Below are 17,709 nucleotides of genomic sequence, written 5' to 3' on the forward strand. Positions count from 1 at the left end.
AGCATTTTCAGGCCATTGGCGCAAGCACTACTAAATACCGATGCGGCTACTGTGGAAGGTTGCCCGCTGGCTTTTCTGGCTCACTGTCAAAGCTTTTCGTGACGTCTATGAAGCGGCGCATGAAGCGTTCCATATAACCAAGCGACTGTTCAAACTCAGCTTCCGACGGCAGTTTCGACGGAGAGGCTGATGCAGTTCCGGCATCAATCGCCGCAAACTTATCTTCAAGCTTCTTCACGCGATCCTGCAAATCGGAAATGTCGTTCTCATAAGCCTCACGGTCTTCAGTCGCCATTTTGCAGATAAGCTGGCCCTGCTGCTCATTACAGACCGACAGCGCACCTGTTCGTGTATCGAGCCGCACATAGCCGGTTTCGGTGCCTTCGAGGCGATAACGCCCGTTTTCCTGAGCATATGCACTGCTTGCAACAAAGCTTGCACCAAGCACTGAAGCCATTGCGACTGCACAAATTTTACCACTCATAATTCACCTCCTTTAGAATACTTTTTTAAGCGCATCTTGTCCGAAAACCGCTTCACACTTTTCGGGATGCGCTTGAGCACTCCCCATCATATGGGAGCTATGCAAGAAAAACGAACAAGTCATGCTTTGATTTTCCGATAAATTCGGGCTAGAGAGCCGCTATGACCAAAACGACCATCTACAAGATCGCCCCGCGCGATCTCTGGGCGCAGGCGGAAGCGACTGGCAATTTTACCGGGGCACCCGTTGATATTGCCGATGGCTATATCCATTTCTCCACCCATGAACAGGTGCGCGAAACAGCCGCCAAGCATTTTGCCGGGCAAGCCGATCTGCTGCTAATAAGCGTGGATGCGAGAGCTTTAGGTGTCGCGCTGAAATATGAAGCCTCGCGTGGCGGGGCATTGTTTCCGCATCTTTATGACGTGCTGCCAGTGTCGGCAGTGGTAAAAGTCGAGCCATTGACGCTCGACGACAATGGTCTCCATATCTTCCCGGAGCTTGAGGGTTAATGAGCGGATTTTTTGAAGCAATCGGTCGACGTGCATTGTTTACGCTCGACGCCGAGCAAGCGCATGGTCTGTCCATCGCCGGTCTGAAAACAGGTATTGTTACCTGTAGCCGCCCGCATGATCCTGCCCTTTCGGTCAAGATTGCAGGTTTGCAGTTTCCAAATCCGGTTGGCATGGCCGCTGGCTTCGACAAGAACGCCGAAGTGCCGGATGCGCTATTGAAAATCGGCTTTGGTTTTACCGAAGTCGGCACGCTGACACCTCGCCCGCAGAGCGGTAATCCGCGTCCGCGCATTTTCCGTCTGGTCGATGATCATGCCGTCATCAACCGTCTTGGCTTCAACAATGAAGGCCATGATGCAGCGTTTAAGCGCCTGTCACAGCGCGCTGGCAAGACCGGCATTGTTGGTGTGAATATCGGTGCCAACAAGGATGCAGAAGACCGCATTGGCGATTATGTCGCTGGCATTCGCAAGTTCTATCAGCTGGCTCGCTATTTCACCGTCAATATTTCATCGCCCAACACACCGGGTCTGCGCAATCTGCAATCAAGTGATGCACTGCGCGAACTTCTCTCGCGTGTGCTTGCTGCACGCGATGAAGAAGGCAAGATGTGCACGCTGAAGCGTCCGGTTTTCCTGAAAATCGCGCCAGATCTTTCAGACGAAGAGCTTGATGATATTGCGGCGGAAGCGCTTGAGCAGAAGCTCGACGGTATTATCGTTTCCAACACCACACTTTCGCGCGGTGGCCTGAAAAGTGCTGATAACCGCGAAGAGGCCGGTGGCCTTTCGGGTGCGCCGCTGTTTGAGCGTTCGACGATTATTCTCGCACGCATGCGTGAGCGCGTCGGCGCCGACATGCCGCTGATCGGTGTTGGTGGTATTGATAGTGCCGAAACAGCGCTTGCAAAAATCAGAGCCGGTGCTGATCTTATTCAGCTTTATACCGGTATGATCTATCGCGGTCCGGGCCTCGCATCAGACATCGTGCGCGGGCTTTCAGAAGCTGTGAAGTCCGCAGGCGTGGCCAGTATTGCTGATCTGCGCGACCGCGACACCAAGGAATGGGCCGCGCGTCGTCTTCCTGACTAAACTTCTCTTGAGCATGATCTTATTCCGAAAACCGGTTCCCACTTTTCGGGATCATGCTTTGAAGAATTCAGTTCTGTATCTACGCGGCAGTAACGCGAGAAGCGTTATGCCGCGGATTGACAAGAACAGATTAATTGCCAACCAAAGCCCGTGATTTCCCATCACGGGCTTTACTGCATAAAGCACCGCCAAAAAGAATATCAGCGAGAAGAACATCATGTTGCGCATATCGCGCGACCATGTTGCGCCGATATAGACCCCATCCATATGGAATGCGAGCAGGCCAGTAAGCCCGGTTAATGCCGCCCATGGCAAATATCTGATCGCCTCATCGCGCACGTCCTCGGCCTTGGAAAGAAGGCCGATAATCGCATCGCCAAACACCAGCAGGATCAGTGCAATCGCGCTCGCCATCACCAGTCCCCAAACGAAGGTAAGCTTGGCACCGCGCACAAAAGCCGGGCTGTAGCGCGCACCGACTGATCGACCAATGATCTGTTCGACGGCCGCTGCCATTCCATCCAGAAAGAAACCGCATACTAGGAAGAAGTTCATCAGAACAGCATTAGCCGCAAGCGTCACAGGTCCGAGTTCGGCTCCTGCGCGGGTGAAATAAGCAAAGGCTGTGAGCAGCAGGATCGAACGGATCATAATATCGCGATTAAGCGCGATCATTCGCACAATGCCCGTCTTATCCAGAATCTGCTTGATGTCAGGATGACGACCCGTCTGCTTATGGAAATGCCGCATGACGAGGAAGAGGCCGATGACTGCCGCAACAGTTTCACCCGTCACTGTTGCCCATGCAACACCGGCCACACCCCAGCCAAGTTCCAGCCCGAGAATGATGCAGAGCACAATATTGATGCCGTTGATCAGCACCTGAAGGCTGAGGCCCAGAATGCCCTGCCCGCGCCCAAGCAGCAGGCCAAGCACTGAATAATTAATCAGTGCTACTGGTGCTGAAAGCATACGGATCGACACATAAGTGACCATTGCTTCCTGCGTAGCAGGTGTCGGATGAATGAAATCCGATGCAATTTTCAATGTCAGCGGCAGGCTCAGGATCATCAGGATGCCTGCAGCAATGGCAATGACAATTGCCCGCCAGAAGATCGCCTGTTCTTCTGCCTTGTCACCCGCGCCCATCGCCTGCGCGACGAGGCCAGTGGTGCCGGAACGCAGAAAGCTGAACATGGTCAGCAGGAAGTCAAACACCAGCGCACCAATAGCCAGTCCGCCAATCAGCTCCGCCTGCCCCATCTGACCGACCACGCCCATATCCACCAGCCCCAGCAATGGGGTCGTGATAGCTGCCAGCGTCATCGGCACGGCGATCATCATCACCATGCGATTGGTCACTTCAAATGGTCTGGAAACAATGCTCTTATCGTGCAGCATATGATCCCCGGCTTTCCCAAATTTCAAACAAGATAAGGGAAAGCTCTATGCTGGAATCATTCAAAACGACAGAGAATTCGGCCACCGCATTGTCGCATCCCTGACAGCCTTATGTCAGGAGCGATGCGCATGAAATTTCTACAGGCCGAGCATCATCGCCCAGTACAGGCGGCGCGGATTATTTTCTGGCGTGGCCCATGCAAGCCCGTAATGGCTGAATGTCGGATCGAGCATGTTTTTACGATGCCCCGGTGATTTCATCCATGCATCAAACACGGCTTGCGTATTAGGCTGACCGGATGCAACATTTTCAGCCGCAGGGCCGCGAATGCCAGCCTGCTTAAGGCGCGACACAAAACCATTGCCCCACCCGACGGAGTGGCCGATCTTGCCGTGAGATGCCATACGGCGCGCCTGATAAAGCGCTGCTTTCTCAAGTTTGCTGTCAGTTGCCATTGAAGACAGGCCATTGGATTTGCGGATCTGATTAAACAGCGCCGTTGGATCAACATCGCCAGAGGCTGCTTCTGCATACCCCTTCGGCAGAGCTGCATAAGCGAGGGCGCCACCGACGAGGATCAGAAAACCGCGCCTTGAAAGAGTAAAGCCGTTATTCTGCTGCATTTTACCAGACCCTAAAATTCTAACTCACTTCCGATAGCTCAGGATTCGGAGCAAAATAAAGACGGGAATAACAACAGCTGCACCAAGGATCAGATAATCTGCAAAACCGGCAATTGCCGAGAAGCCCATATTCCACAGGCGCAGGACGAAATCGCGGATACCATAGAGAATGTCATAAGGCGTCCAGTGAAACGCACTCATAACCACGCCAACCACAAGCGAGATCAGAATAAGCTTGATCAGCGCGCGCGCAGGCGTATCGCCAAGAAAACGGTTTACACCATCAGACATGCAAATCTCCTGCATTCAGCATCTGCCAGAGCGGCAGTTTCGCTGCGGAAAATAGGTCGTCGGCACAGGATTCGCAAGTAATCTAGAGCGTGTCGCGCCCATGTGCCCTTATTGCGCTCGCTCTAGCTTCTTTTTTCCGCATGTTGTTATCGGAAAACCGGTTCCCACTTTTCCGCAACATGCGCCCGACATTCAATGTTCTTTGCGATAATCGCGCGGTGGCTTCTGCTTCTGGCGCACAAACGAACGGTTCATGCTGCGCGTATCCGTGAAACCACTTGCAACGGCCACTTCGAGCAATGACAGTCCGGTTTCAGACAGTAGCTCCCGAGCCTTCTTGACCCGCAATTCTTCGCGCACTTCAAATGCCGTACGGCCAATCGCCATGCGGAAACCGCGCTCCATCTGGCGCACGGAAATGCCGAGCTTTCGCGCCACATCAATCATCGGCACCGGCTCTTCCAGCGTTTCCTCGAAAATGCGGATTGCCTTGCGGATCATCGGCGAGCGCACCCCGTTGAAGCTTAACGCCGGTTGTTCCGAACGCACAAGCTCATAGGGGATCATCAGGATGGATGCGCTTTTGCGCGCCAGCTCCTCGGAGATTTCATTCTGGATAATCGAGAGCGACAGCGAAGCAGCACCCAGACCACCCGCGCAGGTATAGTGTCGTCCGCTGCGGTGAAACAGACTTGTCGTATCAGCTGAATAGCCATCGAAAAGATTGATAAAATCGTCATGGTGAAACCAGCTTACACAGCAATTGCGATCATCAAGCAACCCGCCTTCGGCAAGCAAAAATGCTGCCGTACAGAGCCCGACCACTGTCTTTCCACGCTTATCGGCACGCTTGATGAGATCAATCAAAGCCTGCTGGCGTGGACGATATTGCCCAAGAATACCACCAACAACGGCTACATAATCGCAGTCGTCCAGTTCACCAATGGGCGCGGTCGGTTCGATCACCATGCCGGAACTCGATGTGACCGGACCACCAGACAGGGTGCAGATTTTCCAACCGCAGCGGATTTGGCGGCTTTTATCGCGATCATCGGCTGCAAGGCGAAACGGGTCGAGAAACAGGCTCAATGCGGTCAGCGTAAAGCCCGGCAATGCGACAATGCCCACAGACAAACGACGCGCTGGCGTGTCCGTCGCGATTTCCCGCACCTCATCTTTCCCGTTTTTCACCAAAGCAATCCTCCACCTATTCCCTATTTTATAGAGACGGAACTGGGAAGAATGCAATCACCTGAAATGCTTGGAGAGCTTGAGCTGCTGCGCCTGATAGTTTGATCCAAGATCAAGGCCATAAAGCGCCTTCGGGCGATGCAGCATATGCTCATAAACAAGACGGCCGACAATCTGCCCGTGTTCGAGAATGAACGGCACTTCATGACTGCGCACTTCCAGAACCGCACGGCTTCCCGTTCCACCAGCAGCGGTGTGACCAAAGCCCGGATCAAAGAAGCCTGCATAATGCACACGGAATTCACCGACCAGCGGGTCAAAAGGCGTCATTTCAGCAGCATATAGCGGCGGCACATGTACTGCCTCACGCGAAACAAGGATGTAAAACTCATCCGGATCGAGCACCAGTTCGCGCGCGCCACGATCATAGATTGGTTCCCAGAAGTCGAGAACGTCATTGGCGGCGCGCTTATCAACATCGACAACGCCAGTGTGGTGCTTGCCACGATAACCGATCAACCTGTCTTCGCCACCAGAAAGATCAACCGAGAGCGCAATGCCGCCGCCGGAGATGTTCGGCATTTCGGCAGCCACCAGCGTTTCGGTCTGATGCAGCACCGCAAGTTCGGCTTCGGTCAGCTGTGCGCGGCCTTGACGGAAACGGATTTGCGACAGGCGCGAGCCAGTGCGCGCGACAATCGGGAATGTGCGCGGGCTGACTTCAAGATAAAGCGGGCCATTATAGCCAGCCGGAACCTTGTCGAACTCCTGCGCGCCATCGGTGATGACACGGGTGAAAATATCGAGGCGTCCAGTCGAGCTTTTTGGATTGGCGGATGCTGAAAGCTCTGGCGAAAGCGACAGACTTTCGAGCAGCGGCACGATATAGACGCAGCCCGTTTCAAGCACCGCACCTTGAGTGAGGTCAATCTCGTGGAGCTTCAAGCGTTCGAGCTTATCGATGACCGGCGTTCCCGGACCCGGCATGAAAGATGCACGCACACGATAGGCTTTCGCACCCAAACGCAGATCAAGGCTTGCAGGCTGAATCTGATCGGCATCGAGCGGACGCTGAGATTTGAGCAAACCGCTTTCAAACAGGGCGGCAATATCCGCATCTGCCAGAATTCCTGCTTCCCTCTGCGTCATGCCACTCAACTCCGTGAATTACTTAAAATAGGTTTAAGACCATTGACCGCTTGAATGCCGCAAGACCAGCATTTTGACTCTGTTTCCCCAGCTTTCACGCATCAAAACACATGTCAAACTGCTTATTTTCCAGCTTGTCGGCGTCTTCTGGCATTGACGACCCCGCTCAAGAGGCATAAGGAAAAAGTGTTCCGTGGTGATTTGGCCGGCCGGCTTGCAGCCACGTTAAAGAATTCGCTAAAATAAGGCCGCGGTTCGTAACCGGCCTTTTGTGTATTCGCAAGGCCGGTTTTTTTATTGGCCGCCGAGGCAATCCGCCCCGGCCGACCAGCTTTCGACAGGTTGGATAAAATGACGAATAAGACTACCCGTAAATTACGCCCAGCAACGCAACTCGTTCATGCAGGATCGCTCCGTTCGGGCTTTGCAGAGCTTTCCGAAGCCCTCTATCTGACGCAGGGCTTCCTCTACCCGACCGCAGAAGCTGCGGAAGCACGCTTCACTGGCGAAGACCCGGGTTTCATCTATTCGCGTTATGCCAATCCAACCACAGACATGTTTGAAAAGCGCATGTGCGCGCTCGAAGGCGCCGAAGATGCACGCGCTTTCACATCCGGTATGGCGGCGGTCGCCGCATCCATTCTCTGTCAAGTACAGGCAGGCGAGCATGTCATCTGTGCGCGCGCTGTGTTTGGCTCGTCGCGCTACATTATCGAAACACTGCTGCCACGCTATGGCGTTGAGTTCTCCATCATCGACGGCTCGAAGATTGAAAACTGGAAAGCAGCTGTTCGCCCGAACACCAAAGTCATGCTGCTCGAAAGCCCGTCGAACCCCACGCTTGAGGTTATCGACATTGCAGCTGTTGCAGAGATTGCCAATGAAATCGGCGCAAAGCTGATCGTTGACAACGTGTTTGCAACGCCGCTTTTCCAGAAGCCGCTGGAACTTGGTGCACATATCGTCGTCTATTCGACCACCAAGCATATTGATGGTCAGGGCCGTTGCCTCGGCGGCATTATCCTTTCCGATCAGGAATGGACCGAAGAAGTGCTACAGCCTTACTTCCGTCATACCGGCCCAGGCATGAGCCCGTTCAATGCATGGATTATGCTCAAAGGCCTTGAAACACTCGGCGTTCGTGTGCGTCAGCAGACGCAGTCGGCGGCAGCCGTTGCCGATGCGCTTGCTGGTCAGGCAGGTGTGAAGCAGATCATTTATCCAGGCCGTGCAGATCACCCGCAGGCAGACATCATTGCAAAACAGATGACCGGCGGCTCGACACTGATCGCACTCGAACTCGAAGGCGGCAAGGAAGCAGCATTCAAGTTTGAAAATGCGTTGCAGGTCTTCAGCATTTCCAACAATCTGGGCGATGCAAAGAGCATCATCACCCATCCGGCTACAACCACGCATCAGAGCCTCACCGATGAAGCGCGTGCAGAACTCGGCATTTCTGACGGTATGCTGCGTATTTCGGTTGGCCTCGAAGATCAGGATGATCTTGTTGAAGACGTGCTGGAAGCGCTTGCCGCTGCTCGCTGATTGATATTCCAAATAAAGCAATTGCCGGAACATTCCGGCAATTGCAGCCACAAATCGTTGACCTTACCCGCAACTTTGGCGATAGAAGACAGCGACAAGGTATGATTTGAAGGCGGGTGCGTATGTACAGAGCGGTAACACGGGATATTGAGGTAACGGCTGAACCGTTTTATCTCGAAGACCAGTCCGAGCCGGACGAAAGCCGTTATGTGTGGGGCTACCGGATTACCATCGCCAACAATTCATCGCAAACCGTGCAATTGCGTTCGCGCTATTGGCAGATCACAGACGGCAATGGCCGCATTGAAGAAGTGCGCGGCGCTGGCGTTATCGGCGAACAGCCTACGTTGAACCCCGGCGACTCTTATCAGTATTCATCGGGATGCCCGCTCAGCACAACATCCGGCGTCATGGTCGGTCGCTATCAGATGCAATCGCCCGATGGAAATTCATTTGACGTCGATATTCCAGCGTTCTCGCTGGATATTCCAGAAACTCGACGGACACTGAATTAAAAAAAGGCGCTTTGAAAAAAGCGCCTTTTTAATTTGTCGCACATCTTATCCGAAAACCGCTTCACACTTTTCGGGATGTGCTCATTTACTTCGCAAACTGCGCCGGATCGAACTCGTAGGTCGTTGAGCAGAATTCGCATGTCACCGAAATCTTGCCGTCCTTGACGCTATCCTCAACCTCTTCAGCCGAGAAATTATTGAACACGCCTTCGATCTTCTCACGCGAACATGCGCAATTATCCTCTACGCGGATCGCTTCATATACACGCACGCCGCGCTCATGGAACAGACGATAAAGCAGACGTTCCGAACCGACCTGCGGGTCGGTTAGCTCTGAGCTTTCGATTGTTCCGACCAGCGAACGCGCTTCATCCCAGCCATCATCTTCAGGACCGAGAATAGCGGTATTCTCATCGCCATCGCCACCCGGCAGATCTGGCATGCGCGCACGCATTTCGGATTCCGGCAGGTATTGGATCATCAAACCGCCAGCACGCCAGCGCTCAGCCAGTTTACCGTCGCTACCGCGTTCAACAAGCTTCGCAACGCTCAGTCGCATATCGGTTGCAATCTGCTCCGACTGGCGGAAATAAGTGCGTGCGATCTCTTCCAGTGTCGATCCATCAAGCGCAACAATGCCCTGATAGCGCTGTGTATGTGCACCCTGATCAACCGTAAAAGCAAGCGTGCCGCGACCGAGCAGTTCTTCGGGGCGGGTTTTGCCAGCGCTCACCGCTTCTGCAACGCGCTCCGCATCAAAACGTGCATAGGCACGAACAGACTTCGGCGTGCGGAAATCCACGACCAGCATATCGACCGGACCGTCAGACTGCGTCTGGAAGATAAACTTGCCTTCAAACTTCAATGAGGTGCCAAGAAGCGTGGTCAAAACCGTCGCTTCCGCCAGAAGGCGGGCAACGTGTTCCGGGTAGTCGTGGCGCTTCAAAATTGCGTCAATGCTTGCGCCCAACTGCACGGCGCGACCACGCACGTCGAGCCCTTCCACCTGGAAAGGCACAACGGCGTCATCACCTGCGAATTCAAAATTGTTCATATCGATATGAACGACTTCGGCTTCGTTATGCTCTGTGCTGATCTTGTCAGACAAAATATGCTCCCAATCAGCTGCTTTGCAGGCACCATGCCAGAATGGCCTTCTGGGCATGCAGCCTGTTTTCAGCTTCATCAAATACGACCGATTGCGGGCCGTCGATCACTTCGTTTGTCACTTCCTCGCCGCGATGCGCGGGCAGGCAGTGCATGAAAAGCGCCTTCGGGTCAGCATTAGCCATCAGACGTGCATTTACCTGATAGGGCATGAAAACATTGTGGCCACGTGCGCGATCTTCCTGCCCCATGGAAACCCACGTGTCAGTGACGATGCAATCCACACCGTCAACTGCCTTGATAGGGTCCGCAGTGGACATGATAGTCGCGCCGTTTGCCTTTGCCCAATCGATGTATTGATGCTTCGGCTCGCTGCCTTCCGGCGTTGCGATATTGACGTTGAAATCAAAACGCGCCGCGGCTTCCACAAGCGAATGAAGAACGTTGTTACCGTCCCCCATCCAGGCAAAGGTCTTGCCTTTGATCGAGCCGCGATGTTCCTCATATGTAAGAACGTCAGCCATGATCTGACAAGGGTGTGTGTCGTCGGTTAGTGCATTAATTACCGGAACGGTCGCATGTTCGGCCAATTCCAGCATGCGATCATGCGATGTTGTGCGGATCATGATCGCGTCGACATAGCGCGAAAGCACCTTTGCGGTGTCCGCAATGGTTTCGCTGCGACCGAGCTGCATTTCCGAACCCGTCAGCATAATGGTCTCGCCACCCAGCTGACGCATACCGACATCAAACGACACACGGGTACGCGTGGACGGCTTTTCAAAAATCATCGCCAGCACTTTACCAGCGAATGGCTTTTCGATCTCACCAGATTTAATGCGTGCCTTACGTGCCTTGGCGTCTTCCATGATCGCGCGCAGTTCCGTTGCCGGAACGGCTGAGAGGTCAATGAAGTGCTTTATACCATTATTCGCCATGATCTCACGCCGTCTTACTGATCGGATTTGCAACAGAAAGCCGCTCAACAGCTGCTTCAATACGCGCCAGCGCTTCACGCGCTTCTTCCGGTGTTGTCACCAGCGGAGGCAGAAGACGGATAACATTGTCGCCCGCGCCAACACTGAGCAAGTTCTCATCACGCAGAGCCTGAATGAGGCTCACGTTTGGAACTACGCATTTGATACCCATCAGCAGACCACGACCACGCACTTCCGAAATAACATTCGGGTAGCGATCAATAATCGAGGCAAGGCCCTGTTTCATGGTGAGTGCAGTTTCCTGCACGCTTTCAAGGAAACCGTCAGCCAGCACAACATCAAGCACAGCATTGCCAACAGCCATAGCAAGCGGATTGCCGCCATAGGTGGTGCCATGAACGCCAGCAGTCATGCCCTTGGCAGCTTCAGCCGTTGCAAGGCATGCGCCCATCGGGAAACCGCCGCCGATACCCTTGGCGACTGCCATGATGTCTGGCGTAATACCCGACCATTCATGCGCAAACAATTTACCAGTACGGCCAACGCCAGTCTGCACTTCATCGAGGATCAGCAGAAGGCCCTTGTCGTCGCAGATCTTACGAATAAGACGCATAAACTCTTCAGGGAAACCGCGCAGACCGCCCTCACCCTGCACAGGCTCAAGCAGAATTGCAGCCGTTTCATCGGTGATCGCAGCACGCAGTGCCGCTTCATCGCCAAAAGGAACCTGATCGAAACCATCGACCTTCGGGCCAAAGCCTTCGAGATACTTTGCCTGACCACCAGCGGCGATCGTGGCCAGTGTGCGGCCGTGGAACGCACCTTCAAAGGTGATGACGCGGAAGCGCTCAGGATTGCCATTTACATAATGATAGCGGCGTGCGGTCTTAATCGCGCATTCAATCGCTTCCGCACCGGAATTGGTGAAGAAAACTTTGTCTGCGAAAGTCGCATCGACCAGACGCTGACCCAGCTTTTCCTGACCCGGAACTTCATAGAGGTTCGACAGGTGCCAGAGCTTGTCAGCCTGATCTTTCAATGTATTGACGAGATGTGGGTGCGAATGGCCGAGCGAATTGACCGCGATGCCTGCCGCAAAGTCGAGATAACGCTCGCCGCTTTCGGTAATAAGCCAGATGCCCTCACCTCGCTCGAAGCGCAGAGCCGCACGATTGTAAGTGTCGTAAAGCGGTTGCACAGTCGTAACGTTGGTCATTGCAGTCAGGCCTCCATTAGCCTTTTTAATGCAGCGCCCCCGGCAAGGCCGGTCAGGCAGCGTTTCCCATATTTTAAACGCGCATCTTATCCGAAAACCGTTTCACACTTTTCGGGATGCGCTCTGCGGAAATAAAAAACCGCCCTCAAGGCGGCATTATTTAATCCCGCGCGTATATTGGCGTTCACAAAAAAAATGTCAATCAAAGCAATCCCGGATAATCAAGCATCTTACGCATGAAGTGATGCAAGAAACACACCTTATAGTTATTGCCGGTTATAAGATGGCACCTATGCGGTCGAAGGGGTGGCATTTTGCAGAACGGGGCGATATAGAGACGCCAGAAGTTCTCCCTGACGGGGCGCACCTCTGAAAAGCTGCTGCAAAATACGCGCAACTGACTCAGAAAAACCGTCTTTAGCACCCAAGTTGGGGAAAACCATAGAAATGGAATCCGCCTGACAAGGCTATCCCTTGTCATGGCGTCGTTCAATAATGTAGTTTATTTTTAAAGTAAAAAACCACATTTTGTACGGCGGACCTAGTCACCCGGATAGATATAGTATTTGCACCTGGAGTAATCCGGGGGCGCTGGTGGATTCCGGATAACGAAGATTGATTGGAGCCCAGGGCGATGAACTGGACAGATGAGCGCGTCGAACTGCTTAAGAAGCTATGGAATGATGGCTTGAGCGCGAGCCAGATCGCAGCGCAGCTTGGCGGCGTCAGCCGCAACGCAGTGATCGGCAAAGTGCACCGTCTGAAATTGTCAGGCCGTGGCAAAACCACGACCGCTGCTCCGCGCAGCAAAAAAGTAAACCCAGTTGCAGCGACCCCGCGTCCAACTGCGACAACAACGACCAGCAGCAGCAATGGTGCAAGCCGCCCACAGGCGACCACGACCATTCGCACTGCAACCGTAACCCAGACTGTCGGCGCAACTGCACTTCAGATGGAATATGTTGAAGATGCTGTAACGCAGCGTGTTGTGCGCCCGGCATCTGACGTGGTGGTTCCAATCTCGCGCAAGCTGACACTGTTGCAGCTTAGCGAACGCACCTGTAAATGGCCAATCGGCGATCCGCTCAATGAAGACTTCCACTTCTGCGGCAGTGAATCCGGTGAATCCAGCCCATATTGCGGCTATCATTCGAAGCTGGCTTTCCAGCCAACTGCGGAACGTCGCCGCGCACGCTAATCAATCTCTTGAGCGTTTATAATTCAAAACCCCGGCAGCATTTTTGCTCCGGGGTTTTTCTTTGCGTATCAGAATTTGTCTAGTTTATGCCCGCTTTGGCAACCGCACCACAAAAGTTGAACCTTCGCCAAGCTGCGAGCGCACGACAAGACGTCCACGATGACGGGCAAGAATGTGTTTAACAATCGCCAGCCCAAGCCCAGTGCCCTTTTGGGCGCGGCTTGTCTCCACATCGATACGATAGAAGCGCTCTGTCAGACGCGGCAGATGTTCGGCGGCAATGCCCGGTCCAAAATCCTGCACCGACACCACGACTTCAGATGCGCCTTGCGATACTTCTTCATTCAGATTCACAATAATGCGCTTGCCGCCTTGCCCGTATTTGCAGGCATTTTCAACCAGGTTCTGGAACACCTGAATTAGCTCGTCCCGCGTGCCGGTAACGTTTAGCGGATGGTCTGGCAGATGGCGTTCAATAACCACATCCAGACCTTGTGCCAGCGGGCTTAGTGTATCAGCCACATGATTAAGTACGGCTGTCATATCCACGCATTCGGTCACGGCCAAATGCGCCCGCATTTCGAGCCGGGACAGAGACAGAAGATCGTCGATCAAACGCGACATGCGCTCGGCTTGTTTTTGCATGATACCAAGGAAACGTTCGCGTGCGCTCGCATCGTTGCGCGCCGGACCTTGCAGCGTTTCAATGAATCCGAGCAGCGACGCCAGCGGTGTGCGCAATTCATGGCTTGCATTGGCGATAAAGTCCGAGCGCATACGGTCAATGCGGCGTGTTTCACTCTGATCGCGAAACAGCAGAACAAACAGTTCTGGCTTGCCGTCAGCTCCGCGAAGCGCCTTCACCATGGCTTTATACCAACGGTCAATCGGCACGCGCTCGAAATAATCAATGCTGCGCGGCTCGCCATCGGTGATCACACCCTGAATAAGCGCATGCATCTCCGGCGCACGAAAGCGCAGATAAAGCCCGGTGTCCTTTTCAAGTGACTGAAAAGCATCACGTGCCGACACATTGGCAAAAAGCACCGTTGCGCGATGATCAAAGACGATCATCGGATCGGTCAGCAAATCCGAAAGACGTTCGCCAGTGACATTGTCCATCTCGCTGACGATGCTCACGTTTTGCGGCTCTTGCACAACCACATCATCAGTCGTGGCACTGGCAACCCAGATTGCACCAACGACGATCAACAGCAACAACACAATGCGGAACCACAATGGCAGATCCAGCACCATAACGCAGATAATCACAACAAGGCTTGCAATCAGCACACCTTTAACCCGGAGAAGCGGCGCGAAAAAAGATTCATCCGCATTTAAAACGGGTGCATCCTGATTGTTATCTTCACTCATTCTGACTTCTCTCAGTTATTTAACGCGTATCTTTATCCGAAAACCGCTTCACACTTTTCGGGATGCGCTCTCAAGCGCAAGCGATTCACCATGAAGACGCAGATGCGGCAAAAACCAGCATTGCGTCCTTTACGTCCATCACAAACAGCCCATATCATGTAAACAAGAAGAATGGGCATGTTTGAAACATGCTTTGTCTATATAGCAAAGGAGCTTGCGGTGGGTGACAGTTCAAAGACAGCTAACAAAAAGAATGCCGATAAGGGCGACACAAAACCCATCAAGCTGAAAATTAATGGCAAAACGCAGAAGTTCGACATCAATGATCCGAAACTCCCGGATTGGATTGAGGACAATGCGCTGCAGTCCGGTGGCTATCCTTATCCCGATAAAATGAAGGTCAAGGATTACGAAGAAACACTGGAGCGGCTACAAATCGAGTTGGTGAAGCTGCAATACTGGCTGCAAGAGACTGGCGGTCGCGTCATCAATGTTTTTGAAGGCCGCGATGCTGCTGGTAAGGGCGGAACAATTTTCACGCTTCGCGAATTCATGAACCCACGTACCGCGCGAAATGTCGCTTTGCCAAAGCCGACCGAAACAGAGCGCGGACAATGGTATTTTCAACGTTATACGCAGCATTTTCCGACATCGGGCGAGTTCGTCACCTTCGACCGCTCCTGGTATAATCGTGCAGGCGTTGAACGTGTCATGCAGTTCTGCACGCCAGAACAGCTTGAGACATTCCTGACGGAAACCCCTGACTTCGAGCGGATGGTGGTGACTGAAGGCATTCACCTGTTCAAGTTCTGGCTCGATATTGGTCAGGAAATGCAGCTCAAGCGCTTTCATGAGCGTCGACACAGCCCACTCAAAAACTGGAAATTCTCGCCGATGGATATCGCCGGGATTTCGCGCTGGGACGATTATTCGGCGGCACTGCAAACCATGTTGGAACGCACCGACACCGGGTATGCGCCATGGACGATCATCCGCTCCAATGACAAGCGTCGCGCGAGACTGGCTGCAATCCGGCGAGTGCTTTTGACATTGCCCTATACAGGCCGTGATCTTGAGGCTATTGGCCCGGAAGATCAGTCCATTATCGGCCGAGGTGCTGAGTTTCTAGCATCGAGCATTCCGAAGCTTTCCTCTTCAGGCACATAGAACAAGCTTGGCTGGTGCGGAGTCTTCTCCCATAAATGGGGTCTCCACACCAGCTGCCACACTGCGCGCCATGCAGAGAGAGAAATCAGAACCCAATAGACCGGAATTGCCAGAATATAGGCATAGCCGCCCAGCTCTGTTGGCTCCATTGTTTTGGAACCCAACACATAGAAACTCAGATAAGCCAGCAGGATATTCACCATATCAATGCGCAGAAGCCAGATATTTTCTGCACCAAGCGGCGCAAAAAACAGGCTGCCGAAAAGCAGCAGAACCGTCATCAGCATAAATGGATGCAGAAGCGCTGAGCCGATTATCCCCAGAGTATAAATTTGATTGATGGCAAAACGCCACCAGCCAAGTTCACGTGATGCGGCATAGGGATTGCGACCATGAACCAGCCAGGTTTGCATCCAACCTTTAATCCAGCGGGTACGCTGCTTGTTCCATACGCTGAAATCTATCGGCGCATCTTCAATCGTTCCACGACTGATAACGCCAATGCCGTAGCCAAAACGTGCCAGACGCAGGCCCATATCGGCATCTTCGGTCACATTATAAGCATCCCAGCCCCCGACTTCATCCAAACAGGAACGGCGGAAATGATTGGATGTGCCACCCAATGGAATAACCAGCCCTTGTGACGCAAGCCATGGCAAAAGCCCCCGAAACAAGGCCGAATATTCAAATGCAAACATCCGCGTCAGCAGGTTTTGGCGGAAGTTTCCGATAATCAGCGGAGCCTGAACACAAGCAAGCTTTCTACCTTCACGCTGAAATGCCTGCCATGCCTCCAGCAACTGATCCGGGTGCGGACGATCCTCTGCATCAAAAACGGCCACAATTTCCCCACGCGCAAACTGCAAGGCATAATTAAGCGCTTTTGGCTTTGTCCGCGGCCCGCCTGATGGGACGAGGATGATTTCATAATTGCTCGGCAGCCTGCAACTGCGAATGGCAGCGATTGTATCGAAGTCATCCTTTTCGCAGACGAGCTTAATGTCGAGTTTACTGCGCGGCCAGTTGATCTGATCCAGCGCTGAAATCAGTTGTCCAACGACAGCTTGCTCGCGATACAGCGGAACGAGCACAGAATAGACTGGCAAGTCACGTTTCTTGAATGGAAGCATTTGTGACAAGCGCAGCCTTCGACTGGAAACGGCAGCTGATAATCGTATGAGCACACAGCCCAAAAAGAATAGTGTCAGGCTCGTATGCAATACAAATATCGTTTGCATTGGCCAACCGACAATGCAGGCGATAAAGGCGTAGAGGCCCATAGCGATGAGAAATGCCTGAGGTGTTTCGAGTACACGAGCGGCCGAGAATGGCTTAGGCGTCATCAAGTGCGCACGTTGAATCAATTCGTCTTGATGACGTTGCCGCAATATCTGCTTGAGCAAGGAGTGCGTGCATATCCGAATGCGCGTTCGCAGCTCTGGCGAACGACGAAGATGTTCCAGAAGCCGTGCAGTCCGACGCTCATTCGGCGCAAGATAGAGATAGCTTGAACCGTCTGGCCCCAAGACCAAGGCTTGCCCGACCTCAACGACGGTTGCCGCCGCCTCCCCGGAAACAAAAACCCGAGACGGCAATATCTCCAATGTAAACGGAAGCTCAAGATAGTCCGCAATAGCCTCGAAAAGCATCGTCTCCGTGACATCTTTCGCGTGCTGAATTTCTTCGCAAAAACTCGTTCCGTTAATCAGAGCCCTTTCATATGCATGTTTAAGACACGCTCGCGACACACCTCGTCGCTCCAATCTCGCAGATATGGCTGTGCATACCGCAAGATCGAACCCAATCGACCCCTTACTCATAGCGCCCCCGCACCATTAATAATTATTTTTATTTTTTCTAATATATAGTTTAGATATATGTATATATTACATATATTCATAAA

General features: G+C 53.1%; 17 protein-coding genes and 1 riboswitch. Of the genes, 6 read left to right on the top strand and 11 right to left on the bottom strand.

The genetic code is table 11. From position 1 onward, the window contains the following. Positions 1-46 precede the first annotated feature (46 nt). On the bottom strand, positions 47-484 hold the full coding sequence (locus WH356_RS19080; protein WP_339513630.1) for a hypothetical protein: 438 nt from the start codon (positions 482-484) through the stop codon (positions 47-49). 161 nt (positions 485-645) lie between these two features. Here WH356_RS19080 and WH356_RS19085 point away from each other — a divergent pair, with 161 nt between their 5' ends. Both WH356_RS19085 and WH356_RS19090 read left to right on the top strand, forming a co-directional pair. Then, positions 646-996 (top strand): DUF952 domain-containing protein, encoded by a 351-nt coding sequence (locus WH356_RS19085; protein WP_339513632.1) that lies wholly within the window; start codon positions 646-648, stop codon positions 994-996. After that, a complete protein-coding gene (locus tag WH356_RS19090) occupies positions 996-2,090 on the top strand; it encodes a quinone-dependent dihydroorotate dehydrogenase (protein WP_339513634.1) in 1,095 nt (364 codons plus the stop codon). Before WH356_RS19085 ends, WH356_RS19090 begins: the two co-directional genes overlap by 1 nt. A 51-nt stretch (positions 2,091-2,141) precedes the next feature. Here WH356_RS19090 and WH356_RS19095 read toward each other — a convergent pair whose 3' ends face one another. From WH356_RS19095 to WH356_RS19115, 5 genes are all read right to left on the bottom strand, one after another. After that, positions 2,142-3,491, bottom strand: a complete 1,350-nt coding sequence (locus WH356_RS19095; RefSeq protein ID WP_339513636.1) for an MATE family efflux transporter — start codon at positions 3,489-3,491, stop codon at positions 2,142-2,144. A gap of 138 nt (positions 3,492-3,629) precedes the next feature. Continuing rightward, positions 3,630-4,115, bottom strand: a complete 486-nt coding sequence (locus WH356_RS19100) for a CAP domain-containing protein (RefSeq protein WP_339513638.1) — start codon at positions 4,113-4,115, stop codon at positions 3,630-3,632. Between the two features lie 24 nt (positions 4,116-4,139). Beyond that, positions 4,140-4,406, bottom strand: a complete 267-nt coding sequence (locus WH356_RS19105; protein WP_339513640.1) for a DUF6460 domain-containing protein — start codon at positions 4,404-4,406, stop codon at positions 4,140-4,142. Positions 4,407-4,598: 192 nt separating this feature from the next. Continuing rightward, positions 4,599-5,597 (bottom strand): GlxA family transcriptional regulator, encoded by a 999-nt coding sequence (locus WH356_RS19110; RefSeq protein WP_339513642.1) that lies wholly within the window; start codon positions 5,595-5,597, stop codon positions 4,599-4,601. Positions 5,598-5,654: 57 nt separating this feature from the next. Then, positions 5,655-6,746 (bottom strand): 2'-deoxycytidine 5'-triphosphate deaminase, encoded by a 1,092-nt coding sequence (locus tag WH356_RS19115; protein ID WP_339513644.1) that lies wholly within the window; start codon positions 6,744-6,746, stop codon positions 5,655-5,657. A 183-nt stretch (positions 6,747-6,929) separates the two neighbouring features. Continuing rightward, positions 6,930-7,010: riboswitch (SAM riboswitch) on the top strand. A gap of 87 nt (positions 7,011-7,097) precedes the next feature. Here WH356_RS19115 and WH356_RS19120 point away from each other — a divergent pair. Beyond that, positions 7,098-8,291 (top strand): O-succinylhomoserine sulfhydrylase, encoded by a 1,194-nt coding sequence (locus tag WH356_RS19120; RefSeq protein WP_339513646.1) that lies wholly within the window; start codon positions 7,098-7,100, stop codon positions 8,289-8,291. Positions 8,292-8,413: 122 nt separating this feature from the next. Further along, a complete protein-coding gene (gene apaG, locus WH356_RS19125) occupies positions 8,414-8,806 on the top strand; it encodes a Co2+/Mg2+ efflux protein ApaG (protein WP_339513648.1) in 393 nt (130 codons plus the stop codon). A gap of 85 nt (positions 8,807-8,891) precedes the next feature. On the opposite strand, the gene WH356_RS19130 is transcribed toward apaG, so the two are convergent. Genes WH356_RS19130 through WH356_RS19140 form a run of 3 tightly spaced genes read right to left on the bottom strand, consistent with a single transcriptional unit; the run spans position 8,892 to position 12,067 of the window. Next, complete coding sequence (locus WH356_RS19130; RefSeq protein ID WP_339513650.1) at positions 8,892-9,914, bottom strand: Hsp33 family molecular chaperone; 1,023 nt, start codon at positions 9,912-9,914, stop codon at positions 8,892-8,894. Positions 9,915-9,927: 13 nt separating this feature from the next. Beyond that, complete coding sequence (argF, locus tag WH356_RS19135) at positions 9,928-10,851, bottom strand: ornithine carbamoyltransferase (protein WP_339513652.1); 924 nt, start codon at positions 10,849-10,851, stop codon at positions 9,928-9,930. A 4-nt stretch (positions 10,852-10,855) separates the two neighbouring features. Continuing rightward, positions 10,856-12,067 (bottom strand): aspartate aminotransferase family protein, encoded by a 1,212-nt coding sequence (locus tag WH356_RS19140; protein ID WP_339513654.1) that lies wholly within the window; start codon positions 12,065-12,067, stop codon positions 10,856-10,858. 634 nt (positions 12,068-12,701) lie between these two features. On the opposite strand from WH356_RS19140, the gene WH356_RS19145 reads away from it, so the two are divergent. Next, the gene (locus WH356_RS19145; protein WP_339513656.1) at positions 12,702-13,265 is read left to right on the top strand and encodes a GcrA family cell cycle regulator; all 564 of its coding nucleotides are present in this window, start codon (positions 12,702-12,704) and stop codon (positions 13,263-13,265) included. A gap of 84 nt (positions 13,266-13,349) precedes the next feature. Here the strand turns inward: WH356_RS19145 and WH356_RS19150 are convergent, their stop codons facing one another. Next, positions 13,350-14,639: an ATP-binding protein gene (locus tag WH356_RS19150; protein ID WP_339513658.1), complete on the bottom strand. Its 1,290-nt coding sequence runs from the start codon at positions 14,637-14,639 to the stop codon at positions 13,350-13,352. 219 nt (positions 14,640-14,858) lie between these two features. Between WH356_RS19150 and ppk2 the strand changes: the two genes are divergently transcribed. Then, positions 14,859-15,806 carry a polyphosphate kinase 2 gene (gene ppk2 / locus WH356_RS19155; protein WP_339513660.1) on the top strand — a complete coding sequence of 316 codons (948 nt, stop codon included), beginning with the start codon at positions 14,859-14,861 and terminating at the stop codon, positions 15,804-15,806. Here ppk2 and WH356_RS19160 read toward each other — a convergent pair. Next, positions 15,734-17,626, bottom strand: coding sequence for a glycosyltransferase family 2 protein (locus WH356_RS19160; RefSeq protein ID WP_339513662.1), 1,893 nt, complete (start codon positions 17,624-17,626; stop codon positions 15,734-15,736). The two genes, ppk2 and WH356_RS19160, sit on opposite strands and share 73 nt — an antisense overlap. Positions 17,627-17,709 lie beyond the last annotated feature (83 nt).

It is taken from the genome of Ochrobactrum sp. MYb379, assembly GCF_037479515.1.
GTDB lineage: Bacteria > Pseudomonadota > Alphaproteobacteria > Rhizobiales > Rhizobiaceae > Brucella.

Excerpts from the sequence above, each read along its gene's own strand:
- WH356_RS19080 (WP_339513630.1), bottom strand. The coding sequence starts at position 484 with ATGAGTGGTAAAATTTGTGCAGTCGCAATGGCTTCAGTGCTTGGTGCA.
- WH356_RS19085 (WP_339513632.1), top strand. The coding sequence starts at position 646 with ATGACCAAAACGACCATCTACAAGATCGCCCCGCGCGATCTCTGGGCG.
- WH356_RS19090 (WP_339513634.1), top strand. The coding sequence starts at position 996 with ATGAGCGGATTTTTTGAAGCAATCGGTCGACGTGCATTGTTTACGCTC.
- WH356_RS19095 (WP_339513636.1), bottom strand. The coding sequence starts at position 3,491 with ATGCTGCACGATAAGAGCATTGTTTCCAGACCATTTGAAGTGACCAAT.
- WH356_RS19100 (WP_339513638.1), bottom strand. The coding sequence starts at position 4,115 with ATGCAGCAGAATAACGGCTTTACTCTTTCAAGGCGCGGTTTTCTGATC.
- WH356_RS19105 (WP_339513640.1), bottom strand. The coding sequence starts at position 4,406 with ATGTCTGATGGTGTAAACCGTTTTCTTGGCGATACGCCTGCGCGCGCG.
- WH356_RS19115 (WP_339513644.1), bottom strand. The coding sequence starts at position 6,746 with ATGACGCAGAGGGAAGCAGGAATTCTGGCAGATGCGGATATTGCCGCC.
- WH356_RS19120 (WP_339513646.1), top strand. The coding sequence starts at position 7,098 with ATGACGAATAAGACTACCCGTAAATTACGCCCAGCAACGCAACTCGTT.
- apaG (WP_339513648.1), top strand. The coding sequence starts at position 8,414 with ATGTACAGAGCGGTAACACGGGATATTGAGGTAACGGCTGAACCGTTT.
- argF (WP_339513652.1), bottom strand. The coding sequence starts at position 10,851 with ATGGCGAATAATGGTATAAAGCACTTCATTGACCTCTCAGCCGTTCCG.
- WH356_RS19140 (WP_339513654.1), bottom strand. The coding sequence starts at position 12,067 with ATGACCAACGTTACGACTGTGCAACCGCTTTACGACACTTACAATCGT.
- WH356_RS19145 (WP_339513656.1), top strand. The coding sequence starts at position 12,702 with ATGAACTGGACAGATGAGCGCGTCGAACTGCTTAAGAAGCTATGGAAT.
- WH356_RS19150 (WP_339513658.1), bottom strand. The coding sequence starts at position 14,639 with ATGAGTGAAGATAACAATCAGGATGCACCCGTTTTAAATGCGGATGAA.
- WH356_RS19160 (WP_339513662.1), bottom strand. The coding sequence starts at position 17,626 with ATGAGTAAGGGGTCGATTGGGTTCGATCTTGCGGTATGCACAGCCATA.